This is a genomic window from Arthrobacter sp. SLBN-53, assembly GCF_006715585.1.
GTDB lineage: Bacteria > Actinomycetota > Actinomycetes > Mycobacteriales > Mycobacteriaceae > Mycobacterium > Mycobacterium neoaurum_A.
Window position 1 is genome coordinate 479,618 of the sequence record NZ_VFNN01000001.1, and the last position, 25,775, is coordinate 505,392.

Consider the following 25,775-nt stretch of genomic DNA (forward strand, 5'->3'; position numbering starts at 1 on the left):
TCAGACTTGACGCCTCCACACTCCCGAGGAACTGGATGAACACATGACCGCTGCCGATGACACCCGCGCCGGGTGCATGGTCGGGGACCCGACATCGGTCGAAGCCCGCTTCGGCTTGCACGACTGTCAGCTCACCGCCGACGGAAATCGTTGCGCGTTCCGGATCCCACCATGGGCCCGCGATCGGTCGGAGCGACCAAGAGTGGGCGCACTGTTGGTGCTGGCCGACCATATCCTCGGCGAACTCCCCTACCTGAACAGGCCGCCGAAAACCTGGACCCTCACCGGGGAACTGACCCTCGATATCATCAGCGCGGTTCCGCTGGACGGGGAACTCTTCGCCGAAGCGCGAACCGTGGCCGGACGTTCGGAGACGTTCGTCGAATGTCAGATCACCGACCGCACGGGCGAGATCGTGGCAGCCGGCACGACGCGCAGCGTCACCGTTGCCGCTGTCGGAGCAGATCCGTTGGCCGACAAGGCTGCACGAGAAAAAGCTGCACGATACGATGTGCCGATCGAGTACGGTGACATCGATCGCGTTCTCGGCCTGAGTTACCGGCCGTCGGGCGACCTGCTACACGTGACGATGGCCGATCCAGATGGCTGGGTCAACGGATTCGGGATCATGCATGGCGGTGTTTCCGCATGTGTCACCGAACTGGCCGCCGCCGAGTACGTCAATGCGCGCAATCCGGATCTACACACCGCGCACGTGCACACCACCTATCTGCGCCCGGTTGTCGTCGGATCTCCTTATGTTGCAACGGCTCGCGCCTACCACGTCGGTAGGTCCTCGGCCGTCGTCGAAGTTCTCGGCTTCGGTGGCTCCGGAGAGCTGTGCACCGTGTCGACGGTGACCGCACGCCGGCTGGGCTCCGTCGATCGGGCATCGACTTCGACATCGACATCCACATCGACCGACGAGGAGGCCAGATGAGCACGGCACTGCGCAAGGGTGACCGCGTCGCGGGCAGGACGGTGGTGCGCGCCTCCGCGCGGCACGTCTACGACATCGTGTCCGACATCCGCCGAATTCCGGAATGGAGCCCCGAGTGCATCCGCGCCGAATGGACCGGTCCTCAACAGTTCCGCGGCACCAATCGTCGCCGATTCGGACGCTGGTCCACCACCGTGCGCATCATCGCCGATGATCCGGGACGGGAATTCGGCTTCGCCGTCCAGATGGGCGGCGCGGATTTCACCACCTGGATCTACCGCATGGTGCCGACACCGCACGGTTGCGAGCTCAGCGAAGAGATGACCATGTGTGTCGACCTTCCCATGGTCGCGTTGCTGTTCGAACGTATCGCGCTGCGGGTCAAGGACCGCCGAACCGACCTGCAGGGCAATATCGACCAGTCGCTTCGTACCATCCGGCGCATCGCCGAGACCTCCGCCCAGCCGAACGATGTGGTCCTCCCGTGACCGCCGGTGCCTCGAACTCCGAGGTGTTCGACCATATCGTCGTAGGGGCCGGCTCGGCCGGGTGCGTGATCGCCGCGCGGCTGGCTGCGGCCGGGGCTCGGGTCGCCCTGCTGGAGGCCGGCGGCACCGACCGCCGCCCCGATGTGCGGCTGCCGCTGGGCATCGCCTCCCTGTTCGCGACAGCGAATTGGCGGTATCCCATGTTGCCCGATCCGAGCAAGCATGATCAACCCAGTGCGTTCGCGTCCGGCCGGATCATCGGCGGCAGTGGGTCGATCAACGCGATGGTCTACGTGCGAGGACGCGCCGCCGACTACCGACGCTGGGCGCAGGCCGGTGCCACCGGATGGGACCACGAGGATGTGCTGCCGGCCTTTCGTGCCCTGGAGAACTGGTGCGATGGTGCCGACGAATTCCGCGGCTCCGGCGGCCCGATCGACGTGGGCTGGTGCGGACACACCCACCCGCTCGACGCGGCCTTCCTCGACGCTGCCGCCGAAGCCGGCTTCGCCCGCAATCCCGACCACAACGGCGCGTCACAGCTCGGTGCCGGCCCGGCCCAGGTGAATCAACGGCGCGGCCTGCGCTGCTCGGCGGCGACCGGACTTCTCCGCGCGCTACCCGCCGACCGGCGACCGCGCGTCATCACCCGTGCACCGGTCGAACGGGTCGTGCTCGAGCGCGGACGGGCCATCGGGGTCATGACCCGCGGGCGATTCCTGCGCGCCGAGCACGATGTCATCCTCAGTGCGGGCGCGATCGGTACACCGGCCGTGCTGTTGAGATCGGGAATCGGCCCCGGTGGCACCGCCGCAGATCTGCCCGGTGTCGGCCAGAATCTTCAGGACCACCTCGTGGTGGCACAGCACTGGTCCAGTCACGTGCCCACGATCAACTCGCTGACCGTGCCGCAGGCGGCGCGGGCACTGGGCTCGCTGGTCGCGCGTGGTTCCGGCCCGCTGACCACCACACCGTTCGAGGCCCAGCTTTTCACCGACGATTTCCAGATCGCCATATCGCCCATCCACTATCAGCTCGATCCGCTCCGGGGACGGGCCCGGATCGGACGCGCCGACGCATTCACGGTGTACACCGTGCTGCTGCACCCGCGGTCCCGCGGCCACGTCGAGTTACGCGACGGCAAACCTGTGGTGCGTCACCACCGGTTGGCCGACGCCCAGGATCGCGCCGATCTGCTCTCGGGCACCGCACTGGCCCGCGAGCTGGTGGAATCCACATCGGCGATGCGGCCCATGGCCGGGCGGTATCTGGACGACACCGGAGGCTTCGACGCAGACTGGTTGGGCGACAAGGAATCCAGCATTTACCACGCTGTCGGCACCTGCCGTATGGGATCCGATGACAATGCCGTCGTCGGACCGGATCTGCGCGTGCACGCTGTGGACGGGCTCCGCGTCGCAGATGCCTCGATCATGCCGAACATCACCTCCGGCAACACCAACGCGCCCTCGATGATGATCGGCTATCGCGCCGCCGACGTCATTCTGCACGGCTGACCCTTCAACGCAGGAGCCACGATGTCTTCACCCGAAACGTCTTCACCCGGAAGCCCGCCACCCCAGCGGCGTCGGCGATCGCTGGCCATGACCCGATCGGAGCTCGATGCTTTCCTCGGTGCGCAACGGACGTGCCGAGTCGGCACCGTATCGGCGAGTGGGCAACCGCACGTGACCCCGTTGTGGTTTGCCTGGGACGGCACAGCACTGTGGTTGTACTCCATCGTCGACAGTCAGCGTTGGGTCGACATTGTTCGTGATCCCCGAGTGAGCGTCGTGATCGACGACGGGGAACGCTACGCGGAACTACGCGGAGTGGAGATCCTCGGGACCGCACAGACGGTGGGCGACATCCCGCGGAACACCACCCCCGACCCGCAGCTGATCGAACCGGAACGGCTGTTCGCGGAGAAGTACTTCGGCTCCGCCGACTTCGTCAGCGACGGACGCCACGCGTGGCTGCGGGTCATCCCGAACCGGCTGCGCAGCTGGGACTTCCGCAAGATCGCACAGCAGTCTCCCTAACGCGGTCGACCCCGGCCCTCAACCGTCCAACAGTTGTCGGGCCGCCCGCTCCCCGCTCACCACGGCGGTCTCGACGCCCAGGTGGGCCAGATAGTCGCCGGCCACCCGGATTCGCGGGGGCATCGACGCCCGCAGGTCGCGCATGCGCGCATAGTGGCCGGGCGGGCAGGTCGCCAGCGCACGATCGAAGCGGAACACCTCCGCCTCCGGCTGCGGATATCGCGAACCCAGGATCTCCCCCACATGTCGTTGCGCCACCGCAATGAGCTCGTCGTCGTCGAGGCGCCTAGTGGCCTCGCTGGAGAAGTACGAATCGGTCATCCGCGCCCCGGCGGGTACCAGATCCGACGTGCGGGCAGTCTTCACAATCGTCCCGAGAACGTCGCGCGGCCCGGCGCCGATCGGCAGCAACATCTCGAATGCGCTGCTGGGCCAGGGATCCCGCTCCCAGCGGAGGTTGACGTGAGCCATCGAGGCATACGGAGCCTCCGTCAAGACCCGGCGGGCATCTGCCGTCGCAGCATCGCCGAGCAGCCGTGCCGCGGTGGCAGAATCGGTCGCTACCACGACACCCGTGGCCGACAGCGACGTTCCGTCCGCGATTCCCACGAGCACCGACCCGTCGGACCGAGCGGTCAGCGAGGTCACCTCGGTGCCGAGGCGCACCTGTGCGTCCCTGGCCAGTTCTGCGCACAGACTTCCCATTCCCGCGCGTGGCAGAAAGAACTTCGCGCGGTGGGCGCGCTTCATCAAACCCTGGAGGTACGGGATCGACAGATCGCGGCAGTCGGTTCCGAACGACGGCTCGATCAGTGGCCGCACGAAGCACTCGAAGAGGTTGTCACCCAACCGGCGACGCGCCCAGCTCTCCATGTCTTCACCGGTGTCGAACTCCGCCAGACTGTCGGTCTCGAACGGATCGGGCGCCGGGGACACGATCGCCTGGATGGCACGCGCCGCCAGACGCACCTTGTCTGCCAAGGACAACAGCGAGGATGCGAGCACCGAGGGGATGTAGTCGTAGCGGATGGCGTTCAGCTGTCGGCCGTCCCACAGACCTGCCAGCGGCGACCAGCCGGTCAGCAGATCACTGCGGCCGGCTTCGGTGAGCATCGCGATCGTCCTGTCATAGGAATTCAACAGGTAGATGGCACCGACCTCGACCCGGAATCCTCCGCGGGTGACGGTGCGGGTCCGACCGCCGAGTGCATCACCGGCCTCCAGCAGGGTTACCGGTCTCCCGGCACGTGCCAGGGTCGCCGCGGCGGCGCAGCCCGCCATCCCGCCTCCGATGATCACGTACATGACGATGTCTCCTCTGTCCGTAGATGGGGGTGGCAGTCCGGGTGCCGCGTCATGCCAACAAGTAGAGGCCGATGAGCAGCAATCCGACCACGATGTTCCACACGCCGAACACCGCGCGCAGCGCGAACGGCGCGTCGCGTAGCTCCATGAAGTACTGGCCGACGAAATGGACCTTGGCAAAGGCGATCACGATGATGCTGATCGCAGCGCTGCGGACGCCCAGTTCGTGTCCGACGCCGAGGATCCAGGATGCGACGGTGGCCGCGACGAGGACGAACCAGACAACCGTGATGCGGTCGCGCAGAAGATTTGTCAGCATTATTTCACCAAGTAGAGGAGTGGGAAGATGACGATCCACAGCAGATCGACCATGTGCCAGAAGCACGCGGCGCCCTCCAGGTAGCGCTGCTCGCGCTCACCGCGCGCCGACCGACGGGTCAGGGTGACCATGAACCACAACAACGCGAGTCCGATCACCACATGCAGCAGGTGCAGCCCCGTCATCACGTAGAAATACATGAAGAACTCGTTGGTGGCGGGCACCAGGCCCACCGAGATCTTCTCGCCGTACTCGATCGCCTTGTTGACGATGAAGACCACACCGCACGCCATGGCCCCGTAGAGAAGCCGGCGGGCCAGCTCAAGGGCACCACCGCGAACTGCCCGTAGGGCGGTCACCACCAACAGCGAACTGGTCAGCAGTACCAGGGTGTTGACGACACCGAAGGTCTGGTTGAGCAGGAGCTGCGATTGGTCGAACTCCGCGGTATCGGCGCCGCGGTAGTACAGATAGACGCCGAAAAGCATTGCGAACACCGTCATGTCCCCGAAGATGAAGACCCACATGCCCTCTTCACCGGGGAGATGTCGCTGCCGTGGCACATCCTTGCCTGCTCGAGTGTGCTTGGCGGTCGTCGGCATGCTGGCGCCCTTCGTCATTGATCGGACCGTGCGACGAAGAATTTAACATGAAATAAAAAGTGGAGTACGGTATCGGTATGGTGAGTCAGCTCAGCGAGGAAGAAAACCTGCTCGTCGACACCGTGCGTCAGTTCGTCGATCGCGATGTCCGACCGACGGTGCGCGACGTCGAACACGCCAACGAGTACCCCGAGGCGTGGATCGGTCAGATGAAGCGTATCGGGATCTACGGGTTGGCCGTTCCCGAGGAGTACGGCGGCACACCGGTGTCCACCGCCTGCTACGTCCTGGTCACCCAGGAGTTGGCGCGCGGCTGGATGAGCCTCGCCGGAGCGATGGGCGGGCATACCGTTGTGGCCAAGCTGGTGTCCCAGTTCGGCACCGAAGAACAGCGCCAGAAGTATCTTCCGGCGATGGCCAGCGGGGAGATGCGTGCCACGATGGCACTGACCGAGCCAGGCGGCGGATCCGACCTGCAAGCGATGACCACCACGGCATTGCCCGCCCCCGACAATGACGGCGAACTCGTCATCAACGGCGCGAAGACCTGGATCTCCAACGCCCGCCGGTCCGGGCTGATCGCACTGCTGTGCAAGACCGACCCGAAGGCCACACCCAAACACACCGGCATCTCGGTCGTCCTCGTCGAACACGGCGAGGGCCTGACAGTGTCGCGCGACCTACCCAAACTCGGGTACAAGGGGGTGGAGAGCTGCGAGTTGTCCTTCGACAATTGCCGAGTCCCGGCCGATGCCGTTCTGGGCGGCGTGCCCGGCAAGGGCTTCACCCAGATGATGCGCGGCCTGGAGACCGGACGAATCCAGGTCGCGTCCCGCGCCCTCGGTGTCGCGACCGCAGCACTGGAGGACTCGCTGGCCTATGCCCAGGAACGGGAGAGCTTCGGCCAGCCCATCTGGAAACACCAGGCCATCGGTCACTACCTCGCCGACATGGCCACGAAGCTGACCGCCGCCCGTCAGCTGACGCTGCACGCTGCACAGTGCTACGACAGCGGACGACGTGCCGACATGGAGGCCGGTATGGCGAAGCTGTTCGCCTCGGAGACGGCCATGGAGATCGCGCTCAATGCCGTGCGCATCCACGGCGGGTACGGATACTCCACCGAATACGACGTGGAGCGATACTTCCGCGACGCTCCGCTGATGATCGTCGGCGAGGGAACCAACGAGATCCAGCGCAACGTCATCGCCGCCCAACTCGTCTCACGCGGCACCATCTGATGGGGAGTCACGATATGACAGGTACCACGGACGCGAGCCTCTCCCCTGTTTGGCGATCGCTCGCCGACCCGTGGCCTCGGCTGTTCGAATGGGTCGAAACGGTCACGGCGGGCCGAATCATCGAGTGCCGAAGGCAATCCCGATGGCGGCCGGCGTGGTATGTCACCGTAGAGGTCAATGGTAGGCAACGACACCTCTACCTCCGCTGCCAGCGCGAGGAATCGATGCCCTGGACCCGCACGCTGTCCCTGCGCCGCGAGTACGACATCATGCGTGTGCTGCACGAGCACGGCGTCGCCGTCGCGGAACCGATTGCGTTCTGCGAAGACCCCGAGGCGATCATGATGGCCGCGGTCGATGGCCGCGACCGGTTCGACGCCCACGATCGCGCGCCGACCCGCGATGCCGTCATCGCCGACTACATGCGCCGACTCGCATACGCACATCGGCTGGATACCGGCGCATTCGAAGCCATCGGCCTCTCCAGGCCCACTGGGCCGCGCGAGATCGGCTACATGGGCTTCGGGCTCTCCGAGAAGTGGTATCGGGAGATCAAACCGGGCCCGGATCCGGTGATCGAGTTCATCATCGCGTGGCTGCATCGACACGTGCCAGACCACCGCACCGAAGTGTCATGGATCCATTTCGATGCCGGTCAGTTCCTGCATCTGGACAACCGGGTCACCGCGCTGATGGACGTCGAGTTCTCCTGCCTCGGTGACCCGATGGCGGACCTCGGTGCCATGCGCATGCGCGATACGGCACAGCCGATCGGAAACCTGACGCACGCCTTCGCGGTGTACGCCGCCGAAACCGGAGCACCGATAGACCGCGGCGTGGTGAACTTCCACGCCGTGCGTTTCGCGCTGCTGACGGCAATGCTCTCGGCCGGGACACGCGCGGATCCGCCACCACAGTTCGACCTCGCCCAGTGGCAAGCCTGGTCGTTGATGTCACTCATGCTGTGTTTGCAGATCATTGCCGAAGAGGGTGGTCATGACATCGAAGCACCGGCGCCTCTGAGCTATCCGGCGATCCGTCACGACGCCGCGCATCACGCGGTGCGCCGCATCGTCGACGACATCCTCGACACTCCGGACATCGACGACCATCTGGCATTCCGCTTGCGCATCGTGCGTGATCTGCTGCCCGGAATCCATCGGAGCGCCAAGAGCTCCGAGCATGTGGAACAGTTCGATCGCGACGAAGCGACCACTGCATTGGGGGCGATACCCCCGACCTGGCGAGCAGTCGATCAGACACTGGAGGACGCCGCACGCTCGGCACCCGCGACGGACCGCGAACGCCAGATCCTCGCCCTGCTGACCCGCCGCGTCTACCGGCAGATCGATCTGATCGCACCGGGTATGCGCGACGTCCAAGACGTCCGGGTACAGCCCATCGACCGGTCGGTGTTGCCGACAACATAGCGACGATGTGCGGGCGCAGCCGCATTTCTGCCCTGCCAACTCCTATCATCGAGCCATGGCGAGAAAGCCGGCGATTGCCGAATCACGTGAAGCATCGGATGACACGTCGGGTGACACCAAGGCGCAACGCACCCGGGCACGCATCCTCGACGCCGCCGCGCGCGTCCTGAGCGTCAAGGGCTACGCGGGCACCCGCCTCACCGATGTCGCCACCCAGGCCGATCTGCAGGCGCCGGCGATCTACTACTACTTCAAGTCCCGCGACGATCTCATCGAAGAGGTCATGTTCTGCGGGATCAGCGATATGCGACGACATCTGAGCGGTGTGCTCGACGCGCTTCCCGACGGCATGAACTCGATGGATCGGATCATGAGCGCGGTCGAGGCCCATCTGCAGCACGAGCTTGAGCTCTCCGACTATGCCCGCGCCACCATCCGCAACTCAGGCCAGATCCCCGATCATCTGAAGGCCCGGCAGAAGAAGGAAGAGGCTGCCTACACCCGGATCTGGCGGGGACTGGTCAATGCCGCCGCCGACGACGGCGAGATCCGCGAAGATCTCGATCCCATGCTGGCCCAGGCCCTGGTTCTCGGCGCGCTGAATTGGGCGGCGGAATGGTGGGACCCGCGCCGCAACTCCGTTGAGACCATGGTTCACAACGCCCAGGTGTTCGTCCGTCACGGCCTGAGTCCGGCGCCACCGGCGAAGACCCGCCGCAAGCGGTGACGCTCGCGCCGCTCGTTATGAAACACCGGATTGCCGACATTTTTGATTCTATGTTAAATTAATTGTCATGACTGAGGCTTATATCGTTGACGCCACCCGCACCGCCGTCGGACGGCGCAAGGGCGGTTTCGCAGACGCACACCCGGCCGATATGGCCGCCCACGTGATCAAGACCGTCACCGGTCGCCACGACATCGACCCGGTGGCCATCGACGATGTGATCCTCGGCTGTCTGGACAACATCGGCAGCCAGGCCGGTGACATCGCCCGCACCGCGGCGCTGGCCGCCGGACTGCCGGAGTCCGTGCCGGGCGTGACCATCGACCGCCAGTGTGGATCTGCCCAACAGGCAGTGCATTTCGCCGCCCAGGCCGTGATGAGTGGAACATCGGACCTCATCGTCGCCGGCGGTGTCCAGAAGATGACCCAGTACCCCATCCTGTGCGCGTTCAACGCCGGCGAGCCCTTCGGATCGAGCGATCCGTGGACCGGGTGCGAAGGCTGGCAGGACCGCTACGGCGATCAGGAGATCTCCCAGTTCCGTGGTGCCGAGATGATGGCGGCCCAATGGAAGCTCAGCCGCGAGGACAACGAGCGGTTCGCCCTGGAAAGCCATCGCCGCGCTCTCGCCGCGATCGCCGACGGCCACTTCGCCAGGGAGATCACCGAGTTCAAGGGCGTCAGCGTCGACGAGGGCCCGCGTGCGGACACCACCGCCGAGAAGATGGCCTCGCTGCCCACCCTGGTGGAAGGCGGAGTGCTGACGGCCGCAGTCGCCAGCCAGATCTCCGATGGCGCTGCCGCACTGCTGGTCGCCTCCAAGTCTGCTGTCGACCGATTCGGACTGACCCCCCGCGCTCGCATCCACCACATGTCGGTACGCGGCGCCGATCCGGTGATGATGCTCTCGGCACCCATCACCGCGACCCAGCACGCGCTCAAACGCGCCGGTATGTCGATCGACGATATCGACGTCGTCGAGATCAACGAGGCCTTCGCTCCGGTCGTGCTGGCCTGGCTGGCCGAGATCGGTGCCGATCCCGCCAAGGTCAACCCCAACGGCGGTGCAATCGCGCTCGGACATCCCATCGGCTGCACCGGCGCCCGGCTTATGACCTCCATGCTGCACGAGCTCGAGCGCACCGGCGGACGATTCGGCCTGCAGACCATGTGCGAAGGCGGCGGCCAGGCCAACGTGACCATCATCGAACGCCTCTGATCATCATGAAGCGCTCACTCTACGAAGCCGACCACGAGGCCTACCGGGACACTGTGCGGGAGTTCCTTGCCCGCGAAGTGGTTCCGCATCAGCATGACTGGGACCAGCAGCGCTGGATCGACCGCTCCGTCTTCGCGCGTGCCGCCAAATCGGGCATCTACGCCCTGCAGGTTCCCGAAACCTACGGCGGATCCGGCGAGGTCGATTACCGGTACCGGATGATCGTGTGCGAGGAGATCGCCCGGATCAACGCGCTCTCGTTCGGGCTGACCGTCAGCCTGCAGGACGACCTCGTGCTGCACTACCTGCTCGACCTGACCAATGACGAACAGAAGCAACGCTGGTTGCCGGGAATCGCCGCCGGCGAGCTGATCGGCGCCCTGGCGATGACCGAGCCCAGCACGGGCAGCGACCTGCGCGGTATGCGCACCGCTGCCCGCCGCGATGGTGACAACTGGATCCTCAACGGCCAGAAGACCTTCATCTCCAGTGGCATCATGTCCGATGTGCTGGTCGTGGCCGCCAAGACCGACCCCGACGGTGGCTCACGCGCCTTCAGCCTGTTCGTCGTCGAACGCGACACTCCCGGATTCGAACGCGGCCGCAAACTCGACAAGCTCGGTCTGCCCGCCCAGGACACCGCCGAACTCTATTTCGAGGATGCCGTGGTGCCTGCTGCCAATCTGTTGGGCGACGAGGGCAAGGGTCTGCAGTACCTGATGAGCCATCTGCCCCGCGAACGGCTCGGCGTCACCGCCAAGGCGATGGCCACCACTCGGGCCATCTTCGACGCCACGGTGGAGTACTGCCAGAACCGGCAGGCATTCGGCGCGCCGCTGACCGACAAACAGCATGTGCGCTTCGAACTCGCCGAAATGGAGACCGAGATCGATATCGCGGAGGCCTACACCGACCGCAGCGTACTCGCCTACAACGCCGGTGAGTTGAGCGCGGTCGACGCGGCGAAGGGCAAGTGGTATCTGAGCGAGCTGCAGAAGCGGGTCATCGACCGGTGCCTGCAACTGCACGGCGGCTACGGCTACATGATGGAGTATCCCGTCGCCAGGGCCTATCTGGACACCCGCATCCAGACCATCTACGGCGGCACCACCGAGATCATGAAGGAGATCATCGGGCGCGATATCGCCGCCCGTTGAGCGTCTGTTTATGCCCGGGACCGGAACAACCGGCCCCGGGCATATTCGTCGGCAGGACAACCCATCGGGCGAAAAACCTTGATCCGTTCCGATTTTCGAATCTATACTAAAAATTCAATGGCTTGCACACCCGAGGAGCGCCCGATGACCAGCAGCCCGGTGGATTCGGCACCAGCGCAAAACTATCGAGATACAGACAACCCCGCGGATCGCGAGTACGACCCCGTCGACATCTCCCCCAAATCGTTCTGGGCGCAATCGGCGCGTGAGCGCGATATCGCCTTCGCCGAACTGCGCCGCCGTGCACCGGTGAGCTGGCAGCGGCCTGTCGAGAGCGACCTCGCACCTTCGGGAGTCGCCGGATTCTGGGCCGTCACCTCCCATGAGCTCATCCGCGAGGTCAGCACACATCCCGAGATCTTCTGTTCCGGCGGCGGTATCCAACTCGAAGATGTACCGGACGAGTTCCTCGAAGCCGCATCGTCGTTCCTGGCGATGGACGGTCAACGCCATCTCACCTATCGCAGGCTGATGAGCGGCTCGTTCACGCCTCGCCAGGTCAAGCGCATCGAAGACCAGATTCGCGACCGGGCGGCGACGATCGTCGACGAATTCCTGACCAAAGGTTCCGGTGACTGGGTCGAGAATGTCGCCAAGCAGATGCCGATGAACACGATCTACGAGATGGCCGGCCTCCCCGTGGAGAAACGGGATGAAGCGGCACACTTCGCCGATGAGCTCGCCGGCTGGAACGACCCCGACATCGCTGCAGGACGATCGTCTGCCGAGGTCCTCAACGATGCCCTGGTCGGCAACCTCAGCATCGGACTGGAGTTCGCCGAGACGACGAGGTCCTGCCCTCGCGACGACATCTGGTCGAACCTGGTCACCTCTACCGTCGATGGTCACGAGCTCGACGACGACGAACTCGCCTCGATGTTCGTGCTGATGTCCTTCGCGGGCAACGACACGACCCGCACGACGCTGTCACTGGGTGTGAAGGCGTTCGTCGACAACCCGGACCAGACGGCGTATCTGCTCGAGGATTTCGACGGCAGGATCGACGCCGCCATCGACGAAGTGTTGCGCTGGGTGACGCCGGTGATGACCTTCCGGCGCACCGCGACCCAGGACACGGTGCTCGGCGGACGCCAGATCCGCAAGGGTGACTGGGTGGTGATGATCTACTCCTCGGGCAACCGCGACGAGACCGAGTTCCCCGACCCCTGGACCTTCGACATCAGCCGCAAGCCCAATCAGCACGTCGCCTTCGGTGGCGGCGGCCCGCACTACTGCCTCGGCGCCTTCCTTGCCAAGATGCAGCTCAAGCACATGCTGGATCAGATCCTGCATCGCCTGCCCGAGCTGCGGTTCGGTGAACCCGACATGCTGGTCAGCAACTTCGCCGCCGCGGTGAAGACCATGCATGCCGAGGCGCGCTGTCCGGTCGGGCGCTGAGCTCGTCCAACTCCCCGAACGAACCGGCACCCCCGCTCCGACACCGTTGTCGGAGCGGGGGTGCCGTGGTCTGTGTGGGCGGCACCGGCCGGTCAGCGCGACCTGTCGAAGAGTTTCTCGATCAGGGCACGTCGCTGCCCCCAGTCCGCGGTACGCAGATCCACGTGCCCGGCCTCGGTGACGATCACCTCGATGTCATGGGCCGGTGTCGATGCGGGCCTGCTCAGCGTGTCCACCAGGGTGCAGCGCCCGCCGAATCCGGAACCGACCGCGATGATCGACAGCCCATGCGGATGCAGCCGCGCGGCTGCGCAGTAGTCGGGGTGTCCCCCGATGCCACCGACGATCTTGTCGCCGACACCCTCGACGTTGACCTGACCGAACGGGTCGATCTCGATGGCGGTGTTGACCGCGAAAAAGGGTCGGCCGCGGGACAATCTGGTGATGTCGTGGCTGTGCCCGATACCGCGCAGGATGGGCCGTCCATCGGCCCAGTCATAGAGGGCTCGGTCGCCGAAAAGATACGTCGCCGACGGTTCGCCGATGAGCAGCCCACGGCGCTCCAGATCGATCACCGCATCGGTCAACAGCCCGGTGTCGACCGCCATGGGTGTGCGACCGCGTTGCAGCAGTGCAGTACCCAGCTGTCCGGGACCGTACTGCACCCGGGCTCCCTCGGGGATCAGCGCCAGCACCCGGTCGGCCAGTTCCTCGTGCAGCGGCTCGGGCGCCCGCGGGGCCACACATGCCGGCGTGTCACCCGTCCGGCCCAACACCGACACCGCATCCAGTGGCAGCCCGGATTCCGCGCTGGCAGCCGGTGCAGAATCGTCGAGCACCGCCCAAACCGGCACGCCGGCATCGACCAACGCCTGCTGCCATGACACCTCGGTGCAGAAATGCACGGAACCACGACGAAGGGTCATTCGGGTGATCAGGACGTCGGGACGTAGCGGTCCGGTCAACAGTCCCGGAATCGCGGCAAGACTGGTCGGTATGGCACGGGTAGCGGAGTGTGGCAGTAGACCGCGGACGCCCCAGCCCGGCATCAGCGTCACGATCCGTGCGAAAGCTCCCGCCGAAACATCCTGCGGAGCAACAGGGCTCCACCCGAGGACGAGGGTCACGCCGGCGGTGTTCGCCGCATAGTCGCTCAGTACCGCACCGATCGTTTCGGTGTTCTCGGCGAGACAGCCAAGTGCGCCCACCCCGTCACCGAGCGCGATGACGGGGCCGCGGCCGGTCGGCAGGAGCGCGAGCAGGCCGGCAAGGTCAGACGTGTGCACCGATGGTGGCCGGCTAACCGGCCACGCCGGCCGCGGTGAGCAGCGCGGCGCGGTCGACGACCTTGACCCGTGGCCGATCAGCGACCGACCCCTGCGCCCGTTCGGCATCGTCGATCAGGCGCCAACCCGACCAGTCGACGACCGGGACCCCCTGCTCGCCGAGGCGGGCGCGAATCGCCTCCGGCTGCGCCGTCGGCGTCGGCAGCCGTCCAGCGGCGGCATCGGCCAACAGGCTTTCCACCGTCTCACGGGCGCACAGTCGATTGGTCCCGATGACACCACGCGGGCCGCGCTTGACCCAGCCGGTGACATACAGCCCCGGCACGGGCACACCGTCGGAGGTCACCCGTCCCGCGTGGTTGGACACCACCCCGGTATCCGGGTCGGATGGCAGGCCGGGCACCGGTGCCGGTCGATACCCGATGGCACGCAACACCATCGACGTCTCGATCGTGCTGGTCTCATCGCCGTCCGCGATGACCAACCCCTCGACCCGCCCGGTTCCGCTCACCTGCAACGGTCGGGCACCGAACCGGAGCACGATGCGGCGACGACCGGCGACGGTCGGACGCGCGGCGTACTCGCCGACGATATCGAACTTCAGCGCCCCCTCGTGATCGTCCGGCCGCTCACCGAGGGCGCCCTCCACGACGATGTCGACATCGGGCAGGGAACCGAGCGCCATCAGCTCGCCGACCGAGAACGCACCCGCCCCGGCACCACGGCGAGCCAGGATCACGACCTCGCGAACCGCGCTGCGGCGCAACTCGTTCAGCGCATGCTCGGCAATATCGGTCGCGCGCAGGGTCGCCTCGTCCAGGACGAGGATCCGTGCGACGTCCAGCGCGACATTGCCGTTGCCGATGATCACCGCCCGCTCCGAGTCCAGCGGGAACGTCGCCTCGGCGTGATCGGGATGGCCGTTGTACCAGTTGACGAAATCGGCGGCGGCAACGCTGCCGGGTAACCGCTCGCCGGGAATGCCGAGCTCGCGACTGCGGGTGGCACCGGTGGCATAGATCACCGCGTCATAGGACGCCGTCAGCTGCTCGTGGGTGACGTCGGCGCCCACACCGACGTTGAAATAGCACTGCACGCTTGGCCCGGACAGCGCGGTCTCGAACACCGAGGTGATGTCCTTGGTGTGCTGGTGGTCGGGGGCCACACCGAAGCGGACCAGCCCATAGGGGGTGGGCAGACGGTCGAAGACGTCGACACGCACGCCGGGGCTGCGGGTCAGGTCGGCCACGGCGTAACACGCCGCGGGACCGGCACCGACGACCGCCACCCGCAACGCATCGCGGCCGACCGGTGTCGGTGACCACCGTGCGGGCGTGGCCCGGATGTCCAGCGGCGTGCCGGCGAAGTAGTCGGCGTTGATGGTCTTGAATCGCAGTTGGGACTCCGGCAGGTCATCTTCGTGATAGATCGCGCCGACCGGGCAGACCGCCACACACGCACCGCAATCCACGCAACTGGCGGGATCGATGTAGAGCATCGGCGCCGCGGTCCCGGCGGTGTCCGGCGCCGGGCGGATGCAGTCGGCCGGACAGACCGGAACACAGCTGGCATCGGTGCAGCAGTTCTGGGTGATGACGAAGGTCATCGATTCTCCTCGGGTGCTCGATCGCTGAAGATGGTGCCGCGCCGGGCTAGTCGTCGAATGACAGCGCGCTGGTGGGGCAATTGGAGATGGCCTCTGCGGTCAGCTCCCGGTTCCCATCCGGATCCCCGATCACATGTGCCTGCCCGTCGTCGCCGATTTCGAAGACGTCCGGCGCGGTCATCTCACACATGCCGATGCCCGAACACCTGGAGCTGTCGACCCGTACTCCCATCAGAACAACCTCCTCATGATCTTGATCGCGCGATCGGTATAGGGCGGGTAGGTGAGCGCCAGGTCGGGTTTGGCGCTCTTGGCCAGCACCGCCCTGCGATGACTGAGCGCCTCGAATCCCCAACGCCCGTGGTACTGGCCGATTCCGCTGGCCCCCACGCCGCCGAACGGCAGTTGCGGTACCAGGCAGTGCATGGCCACATGGTTGATCACCGCGCCACCCGAGGGAATCGCGTCGATCAGGTCCTCGCCGAGCCGGTTCGAGCCGGTGAATACGTACAAGGCCAGCGGCTTTGGTCGCGCATTGATGAATTCGATTGCTGCCGCCGTGTTCTCGATCCCCAAGACGGGCAGAATCGGACCGAAGATCTCGTCGGCCATCACCGCATCGTCCGGCGCGGGATCACGGATGACGGTGGGTTCGATACGCAGTTCGGCCTCGACGCACCCACCGCCGGTGACGATCGTGCCCGAGGTGGATTCGACCAGCCCACGCAACCGGTCGAACTGACGACGATTGACGATGCGCTGACCCGTCGAGGCCTCCTGCGCCCGGAACACCGCCATGTTCTCGACGATCTTGGCGGTCAGGGTATCCACCACCGAACGCTCGGCGAGGACATAGTCCGGAGCGATACAGGTCTGCCCTGAGTTCAACAGTTTCACCCACGCGATGCGCCGGGCGGTGACGTCGAGATCCGCATCAGAGGTGACGATCACCGGGCTCTTGCCGCCCAACTCCAGTGTCACCGGGGTCAGCGTCGGGGCGGCCGCGGCCATGATCTTGCGGCCGATCTCGGTGCCGCCGGTGAACAGCACGTGGTCATAGCCCTGCGCGATCAGTCGCTGCGTGGTTGCACCATCGCCCTCGACGACCCGCACCGCCTGGCTATCGAGATACTTCGGCACCAGGTCGGCGAGCAGGGCCGAGGTGGCCGGCGCCAGTTCGGAGGGCTTGAGAAGTGCGCAGTTGCCCGCGGCAACCGCGGCGACGAGCGGACCCATGCTCAGATAGAACGGATAGTTCCACGGCCCGATCACCAGCACGCTGCCCAGCGGGTCGTACTGCACCCAGCCACGTCCGGGTCGTTGCGCCAACGGCAACGGCTGGCGCTGCCGGCGCATCCACTTCTTGAGGTGCTTGCGCGCATACACCGCCTCGCCCTTGGTCGAGGCGATATCACCGAGCCAGGCTTCCACCGGCGGCCGACCGAGATCCTCGGCGAGCGCCGCGGCGATCGCCGGCTCCTGCTCGTCACACAGCGCCTCGATCGCGGCCAACTGGTCCAGCCGCCACCGCAGCCCACGGGTCCGTCCGGTGCGGAAGACCCGGTGCAACTCGACGCGTTCACCGCCGGCGTTCTCGGATACCGGTTCCCGGATCGTGGCCGAGGGTGTCGTCGGAGACATCGATGTCATGGCGCAGACTCAGATCTCGGGCTTCGGGACGACACCGGTGGCCACCGCGCCGCTGATACCGCCGTCGGCCGCCAGCGCCTGGCCGTTGACCCACCGTGCCGCGTCAGAGGCCAGGAAGCACACCACAGCGGCGACGTCGGCAGGCTGAGCGTGGCGACCCAACAGGTCCTTGACCCCGTCGAGGGTGTCCTTGCCCATCGACTCTTCAAAGTCGACGAGGATCGGTGTTTCGACCGGGCCCGGCAACACCGCATTGATGCGCAATCCCATCTGCGCCAGCGCCAAACCCATCGACTGGGCGTAGACCGTGGTGACTTCCTTGGAGAAGTTGTAGGCGTTGCCCTGCTGCGGGTGAGCCTTGAACCACGCGGCTCCCTCTTCGAATGTCTCGGTGGCCAACAGATCCCGGATGGCATCGAGGCGTTCGGGCCAGCCGAAGCCCGCCGTCGAGGACACCACGGTGACCGAACCACCGGGCACCAGTCGCTCGAAGAACGCCTCGGTCAGGTGGCGTACGGCGAGACTGTTGACCGCAAGCACGGTATCGGCCGGGGCGGTGCCGGGAATACCTGCCACATTCATCAGTCCGTCGTAAGGTCCCTCCAGCAATTCGAGGGCCGCGTCGATACTGCGCGGGTTGGCCAGGTCGACCTCGATGTGGCGGGTGACGGCCGCGGTCGGCCGGTTGCGGTCCAGGCTGGTCACCGAGGCGCCGGCCGCGAGCAGTTGCTCGGCGACCTCGTGGCCGATCCCCGACGCGGCGCCGGTCACGACGAAATGTTTACCGCTGAATTCGGACATGTGTTCCTCTGATCAATCCAGGCTGTAGGGAAGGGATTTGACGGCGTGTACAAAGTTGCCGGTGAGATACTCCGGTTGACCGACCCGCAGGTTCGGTGCACGGAAGATCAACTCCCGGAACAGCGATTCCAGCTGCATCTTGGCCAGGAACGCGCCCATGCAGAAATGTGGGCCACCGCCACCGAATCCCACGTGTGCGTTGGGCTCACGGGTGATGTCGAAGCGGTGCGGATCCACGAACGCACGGGGATCGCGGTTCCCCGACGAGTAGATCAGCAGCACCCAGTCGCCCTGCTTGACCTCATGCCCGCAGAGTTCGGTGTCCTGGGTCGCGGTCCGCCGAAAGGTCATCACCGGGGTCGCCCAGCGGACGAACTCTTCGATCCCACGGGCGATATGGGTGTCGAAATCGTTCTGCAACAAGGCACGCTGCTCGGGAAACTCCTGCAGCGCCATGGTGGCCAGGGTGACCGTGTTGCGGGTGGTGTCGTTCCCGGCGACCGAGAGCAGGACGAAGAAGGCTCCGAGTTCCTCGTCGGTGAGCCTGCGACCATCGATCTCGGCCTGCACCAGTAGCGACATCAGATCCGAGGTCGGCTCGATACGCCTGCGCTCGGCAAGTTCCAGCCCCATGGACAACAGCCCCACCAGCGACTCGTTGAGCACCTCACCGGGCTCTCGACCAGCGGCGACATCGGGGTCTGCCCACGACACCATGCCATCGGCATGGTGGGCGGCCTCGTCGCGGAACTCCTCGGGCAAACCGACCATCTCGTAGATGGTCCACATCGGTAGGCGTTTGGAGACCTGCTCCACGAAGTCACCGCTGTCGGTGGCCAACAGATCGGTGACGATCGTGGCGGCTTGCAGGCGTACCTGATCCCGAATCTTGGCCACTTGCCGCGGCGTGAACACCGAACTGATCAAGCGACGCAACGTGGAGTGCGCAGCACCGTCCATGGCCAGAAAGGACTGAGCCGCGTCCAGAAGGTCTTCGGGAACGGCTTCGATCATCACGCCCTGACCGGAACAGAACAGTGCCGGATTCTTGCTGACATAGGCGATGTCCTCGTTGCGGGTCACCGCCCACAGCCCGTCGATCTCGGCCTCCATCAGGCCGCCCTCGATCGGGCGGTGCCAGCTCAGCGGCCGTTCGTCGCGCAGGATCTGGAACGACTTCTCCCGTTCCTGCGCCGTGGTCGCCCAGAAATCCAGCGACGAGATGCTCACCGGGTCGAACGCACGCGTGGTCGGCGTGGGCGCACTCATTGCCGGACCTCCAGGTACTGGTCGAGAAGTTTGCGCTTGGCCAGCTTGCCGGTGGCCAGTCGGGGCAGCTCCTCGACGAAGTCGACGGTCTTGGGTGCCTTGTAATGCGCGATCCGATCGCGGACATAGCCGATCAGCTCGGCCGCGAGGTCGTCACCCGCTTGGTCCGGATCACGCAGCTGGACAACGGCCTTGACCTGTTCACCCATCTCGGCATCCGGGACGCCGATCACGGCGACATCACCCACCTTGGGATGCAGCGCCAAGACGTTCTCGATCTCCTGGGGATAGATGTTCACCCCGCCCGAGATGATCATGAAGGCCTTGCGGTCGGTCAGGAACAGAAAGCCGTCCTCGTCGACGTAGCCCATATCGCCCACGGTGGACCAGTTGTCGTGCTGCGGATGTCGCGCCGCAGCCGTCTTCTCCGGGTCGTTGTGGTACTCGAAGGGCGCCAGCTCGCGTTCGAAATACACGGTGCCGATCTGTCCGGGTGCCAGCTCCGTGCCTTCGTCGTCACAGATGTGCAGGGTGCCCAGCGCTGCGCGACCCACCGTGCCGCGCTTGTCGGCCCATTGCTGGGACGTCACCACCGTCACCCCATGCCCCTCGGTGGCCCCGTAGTACTCCACGAGTTTCGGCCCCCACCAGTCGATCATGGCCTGTTTGACGTCCGGCGGGCATGGCGCGGCGGCGTGGACCGCCACCCGCAGCGACGACACATCGAAACGGTCGCGCTCCTCGGATGCCAGTTGGAGCATCCGGATGAGCATCGTCGGCACCATCTGGGTGGCGGTGATGCGGTACTGCTCGATGGCCGCCAGCGCCTTGACGGCGTCGAACCTCTCCATGAGCACCACCGTGCCGCCGAGCGCATGGATCCCGCCACACCATTTCAACGGTGCGGCATGGTAAATGGGCGCGGGAGACAGATAGCGGTCGTCGGCGGTCAAGCCGAAGCCGTGGGCGAGCATACCCACGAGCGGCTCTCCCGGCTGGTCGACCTGCAGATCCAGCAGCACCGGCTTCACACCTTTCGGGCGGCCGGTCGTACCGGAGGAGTACAGCATCTCCGCCCCGCGAGGCTGATCGGTCAGCCCGTTCCGGCCGGGCACGATCAGTTCGAGGTAGTTGCGGTGTCCGTCGATATCGCCGCCGAAGCCGAATCGGTGATCGACCCCGGGGGTGGCCGAGACGATCTCGCGAGCCAGCTCACCGACACCGGCCGAGGCGAACAACACCCGCGCACCGCAGTCGTTGACTATGTAGGCGGCCTCGTCGGCGGCCAGATGCCAGTTGACCGCGGTGATGTACAGACCTGATCGTATTGCCGCCCAGTAGATCTCAAATGCCTCCAGGACGTTGTCGGACAGCAGCGCGACCACATCTCCGCGCCGCAGTCCGAGGTCGCGAAGGGCTGCGGCGATCGCTGCGGAGCGCTGATCCAGCTCGTGATAGGTGAGCGTCTGGCCGGTCTCGGCCATGATCACCGCGGGCTTGTCGGGATCGGTCTTGGCGTGAACTCCGGGGAACATCGGTCAGGCCAGCAGGTCTTCGCGGCCGTCGGCCTTGAGCCGTTCGACATACGGGCCGTAGAGCTTCTTACCCAACGGCGCCAGTTTGAGGAGGCTGGCGACATTGCCCTCGACCTTGATCTTCTTCTTCGCCATGGCCAGCGGCAGGTTCACCTTCCCCTGCCAGTAGGCATTGCCGGTTTCGGCTGTCATCGACATGGTCGCCATGGGCTCGGCTCCCCCGTCGACACCCGAACGCACCGCCTTGTTGGCCATGTCGATCACGACGACCGCGTCGGGATCGGTGAAGTCGAAAGCCACGACGAGCCCGGTGTCGACCAGTTTCGGACCGATCTCCGGGTCGGCGAAGGCCTCGTCGAAGATCCCGCCGATGTACTTGACAACTTCGTCAGAGCTGGCGAACCCCATCGTTCTCCTTAATTTATGTTTGATTCAAAACGTTGTCCGGACCGGACCTGAAGGTGAGGCCATCGTCACACTTGGATCACCATAAGTCAACCTATGGTTTCGCCAAACGGCAGCCGCAGTGCGGCATTTACCCTGTACAGACCGGTAAACGTGCCGGACCGTCGATAGCGGGCGCTCGAGTGTCGACCGCAGATAGACCAGTTCGAGTTTTCGATGAAAACTTCAATTTCGCACCGATCATGCCTGACACCGGCTCGAGATCGCCTCCCCCGGGGCGGACTCGACCGACGTCTCCCCGGCGGCGTCCTCGCGCAGCGCCGCGGCGCGCAAGACGACGCCCATCACGATCAAGAAGATGCTGTACGACGTCAATGCAAGCCAGAAGATGAAGATGCCGCGCCAGGAGAACGGCCCGCCGTGGAAGAAGAATGCCAGGGGGTCCGGCAGGAATGATGCGGCGATCCAGAAGTTCGTGTATCCGACCCAACGCGGCAGGGTGCGGTTCCGGTCCCGAAGAATCGCGGTGCCGATGGCGATGTTCTGGATGATGAACGGAGCAATCGGGGTGATGAACAACAACCAGCAGATGTCGTTGAGCGTCACGGTGATCTCCGGATTGCGATCGGGACGGAAGGCGATGACCGCCATCAACAGCATCGGCAGCAAGAGCAGAACCCCGGTGGCCGCCCCGGTCACCAATTGGATCAGCGCCAGGATCGGATGGCGCCCCTCCATGCGCAACATCCGATAGCCGATCAGCGCGATCAGCGGAAAAACCAGACATACGCCCAGCTGGGCGATGACCAGACCGAACAGCACCCGGGTGTCATTGGCATAGAAGCTCACCACCTCTTCGGTGGTGCTCGACGATCCCAACGGAATCGGCAGTACGCCGGCGATCAGCCAGCCGATGAAGGCGACGATCACCGTGGCCGGACCGCACCATGCACAGATCACTTGAATTCGACGCGACAAAGCACACCACCTTGCAGAAGTTTTAATGTGGATTAAAAGATAGTCCCCGCGGTCAACCTCGACAAGGTTATGCCCGAAGTGCCGGTCGAGCGGATCGGATCTTCGCTGCGCGAGGCGCCAAACCTACTCAAAGAACACCTATTCGGCGCCATCGTCGACCGGGGCCCGGCGGCTACCACCCGCCCGATCGGCCGGGTGCGCAGCGGATGTCCACGGCACGGTGTCGAACACATCGGAGCCGCACCCTCCCGCGATTTTCGACTTTTCACTAGATTCCGCGCACCAAATGTTGACTCTTGTCAGTTTTTGAGGCTAGCGTCGGTGACCGAGCGTGAGCCATGCCACATCGGATCAGGAGTGCAATGCAGAACACACCCCGTACGGCCATCATCGGCGCCGGCATCAGCGGTCTGACCACCGCGAAGAACCTCGCCGACGCCGGTGTCAGCTACGACTGCTTCGAGTCCTCTGACCGAGTGGGGGGAAACTGGGCGTTTCGCAACCCCAACGGGCACTCCAGCGCCTACCGCTCCCTGCACATCGACACCTCTCGGGATCTACTGTGCTTCAAGGACTTCCCGATGGATCCGAGCCTGCCGGACTATCCGCACCACTCCCAGATCAAGGACTATCTCGACGACTACACCGATGCGTTCGGTCTACGCGAGCACATCCAGTTCAACACCTCGGTCACCCGTGCCCACCGCTTTCCCGGCGGCGGGTGGCGCATCGACACCAGTGACGGCAGAAGCGGCATCTACGACGCGCTCGTGGTCGCCAACGGTCACCACTGGGATCCGCGCTTCCCGGATTTTCCCGGAGAGTTCAGTGGCGAGATCATCCATTCCCACGCCTACATCGATCCCACCGAGCCGCTCGACCTGAAGGGCAAGCGCATCGTGGTCGTCGGGATAGGCAACTCGGCGGCCGATCTGGTCTCCGAGCTCTCCCAGAAGTCATGGCAGAACACGGTGTACCTGTCGACACGATCGGGCGCCTGGGTGGTCCCGAAGTACATCTTCGGCATGACCGCCGACAAGATCGCACGCACGCTGCCGGTGATTCCACTGTCCTGGCAGCGTCGCGCCATGCGTCCGGTGGCGCGCTGGTTGTTCGGCAACCCGGAGAACTACGGCCTGCCCACGCCGAATCATCATTTTCTGGAGGCCCACCCGACGCAGTCCGCCGAGTTACTCATGCGGCTGGGCGCCGGTGACGCGACCGCCAAGGTCAACATCGAACGACTCGACGGTGACACGGTGCACTTCGTCGACGGGACGTCGGTGCGGGCCGACGTGCTGATCTACGCCACCGGGTACAACATCACCTTCCCGTTCTTCGACCCCGACTTCCTCAGCGCACCGAACAACCATCTGCCCCTGTACAAGCGCATGCTCAAGCCCGGCCTCGATGACCTGATCTTCGTCGGCTTCGCCCAGGCACTGCCCACACTGTTCCCCTTCGTCGAATGCCAGGCCCGGCTCGCGTCGGCCTATCTGGCCGGGACGTATCGGCCGCCGTCCATCGCCGAGATGCACAAGACCATCGCCGCCGACGAACGCAAGTACATCGGGCACTTCTCCGACAAGCCCCGGCACACCCAGCAGGTGGACTACTTCGACTACGAACGCAACATGCGCACCCGGGAGCTGCCCGCCGGGGCGCGGCGGGCAGCCAAATACGGACCGGTGATACTCACCGGTCGGGCACCCGCGGCCACTCCCCGTGCCAGCTGACGCGGCCAAGGCCACCCGCCGGCGCAATCCCGGCAGGCCGCAACCGCGTGGCGAGCATCGGCGCCATCGACTGTTGGCGGTGCTGGCCGAGCACCTCGAACACCAATCGTTGGCCGACATCTCGGTAGCCGCGGTGGCCGAGGAGGCCGGCTTGGCGCGTTCGGCGTTCTACTTTTATTTCAGCAGTAAAAACGAAGCGGTGACCCATCTGCTCGGCGAGATCTTCGATACCCAGATAGACGAGGCCAGCAGGGTCATCAGCCGGCCTGGCGATCCGCGGGTCAATCTGTCGGATTCACTGCAGCTGGCTGTGCAATCCTGGGTCACCCAGCGCCGGCGATTCCTCGCGATGCTCGACGCCCGCGATGCCGATCCGGAGACGCGCGAGATCTGGGAAGCATGGCTGCGGCGCTACGAGGACTTCGTCGCCGGCTATATCGACGAGCACCGCTCCACGGCACCGATCCCGTCACGCGAACTGGCCCACTCACTGATATCGCTGAATGCGCTGACGCTGGAACGCCATCTGCGCGGCACCGGGCTGGCGAGCGCCGAGTCGGTCCATGCGGCCCTGGAGCACATCTGGGTCAACGCGATATACGGCGAACCGACCTCCACGATCGATCGGAGTTCCCGATGAACACCGCGCGGCAGATCCGCATCGACACACCCGACGGCGGACACTTGGCGGCCGAGCACCACCGCGCCGACGGCGATGACCTGATCGGCGCCCACGGGCGTCCGTGCATCGTGATGGCGCATGGCGTCGGCGCCACCCGAGACTGCGGCCTCGACGGCTTCGCGGCGGCTCTGGCGACCGCGGGCGCCGACGTGATCGCCTTCGACTATCGCCACTTCGCCGGATCCTCGGGCGAGCCAAGGCAACTCGTGCACCTGCAACGACAGATTCAGGACTACCACCATGCCGTTCGCTACGCCAGGTCCCTGTCCGGGGTGGACCCGGACCGGATCGTGGTGTGGGGTGTCTCGCTGTCCGGCGGACACGTGTTGCGGGTCGCGGCCGAGGACCACCGGATCGCCGGCGTCATCAGCCTGACACCCGCGGTGGACGGTGCCGCGGCGGTGCGGACGATGCTCGGGGCGCACGGACCCGGCCACGTCATGCGGCTGTTGCGGATCGGGCTCGCCGACCAACTGGCCGCGCTGCGCCACCGACCAGCAGTACTCGCACCGATCGTCGGACACCCCGGGGAGCCCGCCGCACTGTGCGCCCCCGGCGCGGTGGACGGTATGCAGGCGATCGCCGGGCCCACCTGGCGCAATGCCATCGCGGCGCGGGTGCTCCTGCGGATCGGGATGTATCGGCCGGGTGCCGGCGCCGCCCGCATCGCGTGTCCGGTACTGATGCAGATCGCCGATGGTGACCGTAGCGCGCCCCCGGGAGCCGCGACGTCGGCCGCCACGCGGGCCCGCGCCACCGTGCATCACTACCCGTGCGACCACTTCGACGTCTACCCCGGTGCGGCACACCATGACCGCGTCACCGAACACCAGAAGGCCTTCCTGCGCCGGGTACTGGCGCCGCGAGCCGTCATGGTTCCGTGACCCGACCCACTCACC

At 65.5% G+C, this 25,775-nt stretch carries 25 protein-coding genes; 13 read left to right on the forward strand and 12 right to left on the reverse strand.

What is annotated here, in order from left to right; genetic code table 11:
- Positions 1–43 precede the first annotated feature (43 nt).
- The 4 genes from FBY28_RS02365 to FBY28_RS02380 all read left to right on the forward strand — a co-directional run bounded on the left by FBY28_RS02365 (position 44) and on the right by FBY28_RS02380 (position 3,470).
- Entirely contained in the window at positions 44–940 is an 897-nt protein-coding gene (locus FBY28_RS02365) for a PaaI family thioesterase (RefSeq protein ID WP_141864001.1), read from the forward strand.
- The gene (locus FBY28_RS02370; protein WP_141864003.1) at positions 937–1,428 is read left to right on the forward strand and encodes an SRPBCC family protein; all 492 of its coding nucleotides are present in this window, start codon (positions 937–939) and stop codon (positions 1,426–1,428) included. Before FBY28_RS02365 ends, FBY28_RS02370 begins: the two co-directional genes overlap by 4 nt.
- Positions 1,425–2,945, forward strand: coding sequence for a GMC family oxidoreductase (locus tag FBY28_RS02375; RefSeq protein ID WP_141864005.1), 1,521 nt, complete (start codon positions 1,425–1,427; stop codon positions 2,943–2,945). The genes FBY28_RS02370 and FBY28_RS02375 overlap by 4 nt, the downstream gene beginning before the upstream one ends.
- Positions 2,946–3,032: 87 nt before the next feature.
- Positions 3,033–3,470, forward strand: a complete 438-nt coding sequence (locus tag FBY28_RS02380) for a pyridoxamine 5'-phosphate oxidase family protein (RefSeq protein WP_141864007.1) — start codon at positions 3,033–3,035, stop codon at positions 3,468–3,470.
- Between the two features lie 18 nt (positions 3,471–3,488).
- Here the strand turns inward: FBY28_RS02380 and FBY28_RS02385 are convergent, their stop codons facing one another.
- Genes FBY28_RS02385 through FBY28_RS02395 form a run of 3 tightly spaced genes read right to left on the reverse strand, consistent with a single transcriptional unit; the run spans position 3,489 to position 5,714 of the window.
- Entirely contained in the window at positions 3,489–4,775 is a 1,287-nt protein-coding gene (locus tag FBY28_RS02385) for a protoporphyrinogen/coproporphyrinogen oxidase (protein ID WP_141864009.1), read from the reverse strand.
- 49 nt (positions 4,776–4,824) lie between these two features.
- Positions 4,825–5,094 carry a cytochrome C oxidase subunit IV family protein gene (locus FBY28_RS02390; protein ID WP_141864011.1) on the reverse strand — a complete coding sequence of 90 codons (270 nt, stop codon included), beginning with the start codon at positions 5,092–5,094 and terminating at the stop codon, positions 4,825–4,827.
- On the reverse strand, positions 5,094–5,714 hold the full coding sequence (locus tag FBY28_RS02395; RefSeq protein ID WP_141864012.1) for a cytochrome c oxidase subunit 3: 621 nt from the start codon (positions 5,712–5,714) through the stop codon (positions 5,094–5,096). Before FBY28_RS02395 ends, FBY28_RS02390 begins: the two co-directional genes overlap by 1 nt.
- A gap of 59 nt (positions 5,715–5,773) precedes the next feature.
- Here FBY28_RS02395 and FBY28_RS02400 point away from each other — a divergent pair, with 59 nt between their 5' ends.
- The 6 genes from FBY28_RS02400 (at position 5,774) to FBY28_RS02425 (ending at position 12,928) form a co-directional block, all read left to right on the forward strand.
- Positions 5,774–6,937 carry an acyl-CoA dehydrogenase family protein gene (locus FBY28_RS02400; protein WP_141864014.1) on the forward strand — a complete coding sequence of 388 codons (1,164 nt, stop codon included), beginning with the start codon at positions 5,774–5,776 and terminating at the stop codon, positions 6,935–6,937.
- A 224-nt stretch (positions 6,938–7,161) separates the two neighbouring features.
- Complete coding sequence (locus FBY28_RS02405) at positions 7,162–8,367, forward strand: phosphotransferase (RefSeq protein WP_353618505.1); 1,206 nt, start codon at positions 7,162–7,164, stop codon at positions 8,365–8,367.
- Positions 8,368–8,422: 55 nt separating this feature from the next.
- Entirely contained in the window at positions 8,423–9,094 is a 672-nt protein-coding gene (locus FBY28_RS02410) for a TetR/AcrR family transcriptional regulator (RefSeq protein ID WP_141864018.1), read from the forward strand.
- Between the two features lie 67 nt (positions 9,095–9,161).
- Positions 9,162–10,313 (forward strand): acetyl-CoA C-acetyltransferase, encoded by a 1,152-nt coding sequence (locus FBY28_RS02415; RefSeq protein WP_141864020.1) that lies wholly within the window; start codon positions 9,162–9,164, stop codon positions 10,311–10,313.
- A 5-nt stretch (positions 10,314–10,318) separates the two neighbouring features.
- Positions 10,319–11,470 (forward strand): acyl-CoA dehydrogenase family protein, encoded by a 1,152-nt coding sequence (locus FBY28_RS02420; RefSeq protein ID WP_141864022.1) that lies wholly within the window; start codon positions 10,319–10,321, stop codon positions 11,468–11,470.
- 144 nt (positions 11,471–11,614) lie between these two features.
- Positions 11,615–12,928 carry a cytochrome P450 gene (locus FBY28_RS02425; RefSeq protein WP_141864024.1) on the forward strand — a complete coding sequence of 438 codons (1,314 nt, stop codon included), beginning with the start codon at positions 11,615–11,617 and terminating at the stop codon, positions 12,926–12,928.
- A 92-nt stretch (positions 12,929–13,020) separates the two neighbouring features.
- Here the strand turns inward: FBY28_RS02425 and FBY28_RS02430 are convergent, their stop codons facing one another.
- From FBY28_RS02430 to FBY28_RS02470, 9 genes are all read right to left on the reverse strand, one after another.
- Entirely contained in the window at positions 13,021–14,214 is a 1,194-nt protein-coding gene (locus FBY28_RS02430; protein WP_141864026.1) for an acetyl-CoA hydrolase/transferase C-terminal domain-containing protein, read from the reverse strand.
- A gap of 13 nt (positions 14,215–14,227) precedes the next feature.
- Positions 14,228–15,820, reverse strand: coding sequence for an FAD-dependent oxidoreductase (locus FBY28_RS02435; RefSeq protein WP_141864028.1), 1,593 nt, complete (start codon positions 15,818–15,820; stop codon positions 14,228–14,230).
- Between the two features lie 46 nt (positions 15,821–15,866).
- The gene (locus FBY28_RS02440; RefSeq protein ID WP_141864030.1) at positions 15,867–16,052 is read right to left on the reverse strand and encodes a ferredoxin; all 186 of its coding nucleotides are present in this window, start codon (positions 16,050–16,052) and stop codon (positions 15,867–15,869) included.
- Positions 16,052–17,461 (reverse strand): aldehyde dehydrogenase family protein, encoded by a 1,410-nt coding sequence (locus FBY28_RS02445; RefSeq protein ID WP_216847454.1) that lies wholly within the window; start codon positions 17,459–17,461, stop codon positions 16,052–16,054. The genes FBY28_RS02440 and FBY28_RS02445 overlap by 1 nt, the downstream gene beginning before the upstream one ends.
- A gap of 18 nt (positions 17,462–17,479) precedes the next feature.
- Positions 17,480–18,271, reverse strand: coding sequence for a coniferyl-alcohol dehydrogenase (locus tag FBY28_RS02450; protein WP_141864032.1), 792 nt, complete (start codon positions 18,269–18,271; stop codon positions 17,480–17,482).
- A 12-nt stretch (positions 18,272–18,283) separates the two neighbouring features.
- The gene (locus FBY28_RS02455; protein ID WP_141864035.1) at positions 18,284–19,540 is read right to left on the reverse strand and encodes a cytochrome P450; all 1,257 of its coding nucleotides are present in this window, start codon (positions 19,538–19,540) and stop codon (positions 18,284–18,286) included.
- On the reverse strand, positions 19,537–21,075 hold the full coding sequence (locus tag FBY28_RS02460; RefSeq protein ID WP_141864037.1) for an acyl-CoA synthetase: 1,539 nt from the start codon (positions 21,073–21,075) through the stop codon (positions 19,537–19,539). Before FBY28_RS02460 ends, FBY28_RS02455 begins: the two co-directional genes overlap by 4 nt.
- A gap of 3 nt (positions 21,076–21,078) precedes the next feature.
- Positions 21,079–21,483 carry an SCP2 sterol-binding domain-containing protein gene (locus tag FBY28_RS02465; RefSeq protein ID WP_019509865.1) on the reverse strand — a complete coding sequence of 135 codons (405 nt, stop codon included), beginning with the start codon at positions 21,481–21,483 and terminating at the stop codon, positions 21,079–21,081.
- A 237-nt stretch (positions 21,484–21,720) separates the two neighbouring features.
- Complete coding sequence (locus tag FBY28_RS02470; protein ID WP_216847455.1) at positions 21,721–22,458, reverse strand: hypothetical protein; 738 nt, start codon at positions 22,456–22,458, stop codon at positions 21,721–21,723.
- Between the two features lie 362 nt (positions 22,459–22,820).
- Here FBY28_RS02470 and FBY28_RS02475 point away from each other — a divergent pair, with 362 nt between their 5' ends.
- The 3 genes from FBY28_RS02475 to FBY28_RS02485 are packed head-to-tail and all read left to right on the forward strand — an operon-like array spanning position 22,821 to position 25,760.
- Complete coding sequence (locus FBY28_RS02475) at positions 22,821–24,194, forward strand: flavin-containing monooxygenase (RefSeq protein WP_141864039.1); 1,374 nt, start codon at positions 22,821–22,823, stop codon at positions 24,192–24,194.
- A complete protein-coding gene (locus FBY28_RS02480) occupies positions 24,184–24,834 on the forward strand; it encodes a TetR/AcrR family transcriptional regulator (RefSeq protein ID WP_216847456.1) in 651 nt (216 codons plus the stop codon). Before FBY28_RS02475 ends, FBY28_RS02480 begins: the two co-directional genes overlap by 11 nt.
- Positions 24,831–25,760, forward strand: a complete 930-nt coding sequence (locus FBY28_RS02485) for an alpha/beta fold hydrolase (protein WP_141864041.1) — start codon at positions 24,831–24,833, stop codon at positions 25,758–25,760. The genes FBY28_RS02480 and FBY28_RS02485 overlap by 4 nt, the downstream gene beginning before the upstream one ends.
- Positions 25,761–25,775: the final 15 nt, after the last annotated feature.

Excerpts from the sequence above, each read along its gene's own strand:
- FBY28_RS02485 (WP_141864041.1), top strand. The coding sequence starts at position 24,831 with ATGAACACCGCGCGGCAGATCCGCATCGACACACCCGACGGCGGACAC.
- FBY28_RS02460 (WP_141864037.1), bottom strand. The coding sequence starts at position 21,075 with ATGTTCCCCGGAGTTCACGCCAAGACCGATCCCGACAAGCCCGCGGTG.
- FBY28_RS02405 (WP_353618505.1), top strand. The coding sequence starts at position 7,162 with ATGCCCTGGACCCGCACGCTGTCCCTGCGCCGCGAGTACGACATCATG.
- FBY28_RS02400 (WP_141864014.1), top strand. The coding sequence starts at position 5,774 with ATGGTGAGTCAGCTCAGCGAGGAAGAAAACCTGCTCGTCGACACCGTG.
- FBY28_RS02440 (WP_141864030.1), bottom strand. The coding sequence starts at position 16,052 with ATGGGAGTACGGGTCGACAGCTCCAGGTGTTCGGGCATCGGCATGTGT.
- FBY28_RS02415 (WP_141864020.1), top strand. The coding sequence starts at position 9,162 with ATGACTGAGGCTTATATCGTTGACGCCACCCGCACCGCCGTCGGACGG.
- FBY28_RS02435 (WP_141864028.1), bottom strand. The coding sequence starts at position 15,820 with ATGACCTTCGTCATCACCCAGAACTGCTGCACCGATGCCAGCTGTGTT.
- FBY28_RS02425 (WP_141864024.1), top strand. The coding sequence starts at position 11,615 with ATGACCAGCAGCCCGGTGGATTCGGCACCAGCGCAAAACTATCGAGAT.
- FBY28_RS02365 (WP_141864001.1), top strand. The coding sequence starts at position 44 with ATGACCGCTGCCGATGACACCCGCGCCGGGTGCATGGTCGGGGACCCG.
- FBY28_RS02370 (WP_141864003.1), top strand. The coding sequence starts at position 937 with ATGAGCACGGCACTGCGCAAGGGTGACCGCGTCGCGGGCAGGACGGTG.
- FBY28_RS02395 (WP_141864012.1), bottom strand. The coding sequence starts at position 5,714 with ATGACGAAGGGCGCCAGCATGCCGACGACCGCCAAGCACACTCGAGCA.
- FBY28_RS02465 (WP_019509865.1), bottom strand. The coding sequence starts at position 21,483 with ATGGGGTTCGCCAGCTCTGACGAAGTTGTCAAGTACATCGGCGGGATC.
- FBY28_RS02390 (WP_141864011.1), bottom strand. The coding sequence starts at position 5,094 with ATGCTGACAAATCTTCTGCGCGACCGCATCACGGTTGTCTGGTTCGTC.
- FBY28_RS02445 (WP_216847454.1), bottom strand. The coding sequence starts at position 17,461 with ATGTCTCCGACGACACCCTCGGCCACGATCCGGGAACCGGTATCCGAG.
- FBY28_RS02380 (WP_141864007.1), top strand. The coding sequence starts at position 3,033 with ATGACCCGATCGGAGCTCGATGCTTTCCTCGGTGCGCAACGGACGTGC.
- FBY28_RS02475 (WP_141864039.1), top strand. The coding sequence starts at position 22,821 with ATGCAGAACACACCCCGTACGGCCATCATCGGCGCCGGCATCAGCGGT.
- FBY28_RS02385 (WP_141864009.1), bottom strand. The coding sequence starts at position 4,775 with ATGTACGTGATCATCGGAGGCGGGATGGCGGGCTGCGCCGCCGCGGCG.
- FBY28_RS02455 (WP_141864035.1), bottom strand. The coding sequence starts at position 19,540 with ATGAGTGCGCCCACGCCGACCACGCGTGCGTTCGACCCGGTGAGCATC.
- FBY28_RS02450 (WP_141864032.1), bottom strand. The coding sequence starts at position 18,271 with ATGTCCGAATTCAGCGGTAAACATTTCGTCGTGACCGGCGCCGCGTCG.
- FBY28_RS02410 (WP_141864018.1), top strand. The coding sequence starts at position 8,423 with ATGGCGAGAAAGCCGGCGATTGCCGAATCACGTGAAGCATCGGATGAC.
- FBY28_RS02420 (WP_141864022.1), top strand. The coding sequence starts at position 10,319 with ATGAAGCGCTCACTCTACGAAGCCGACCACGAGGCCTACCGGGACACT.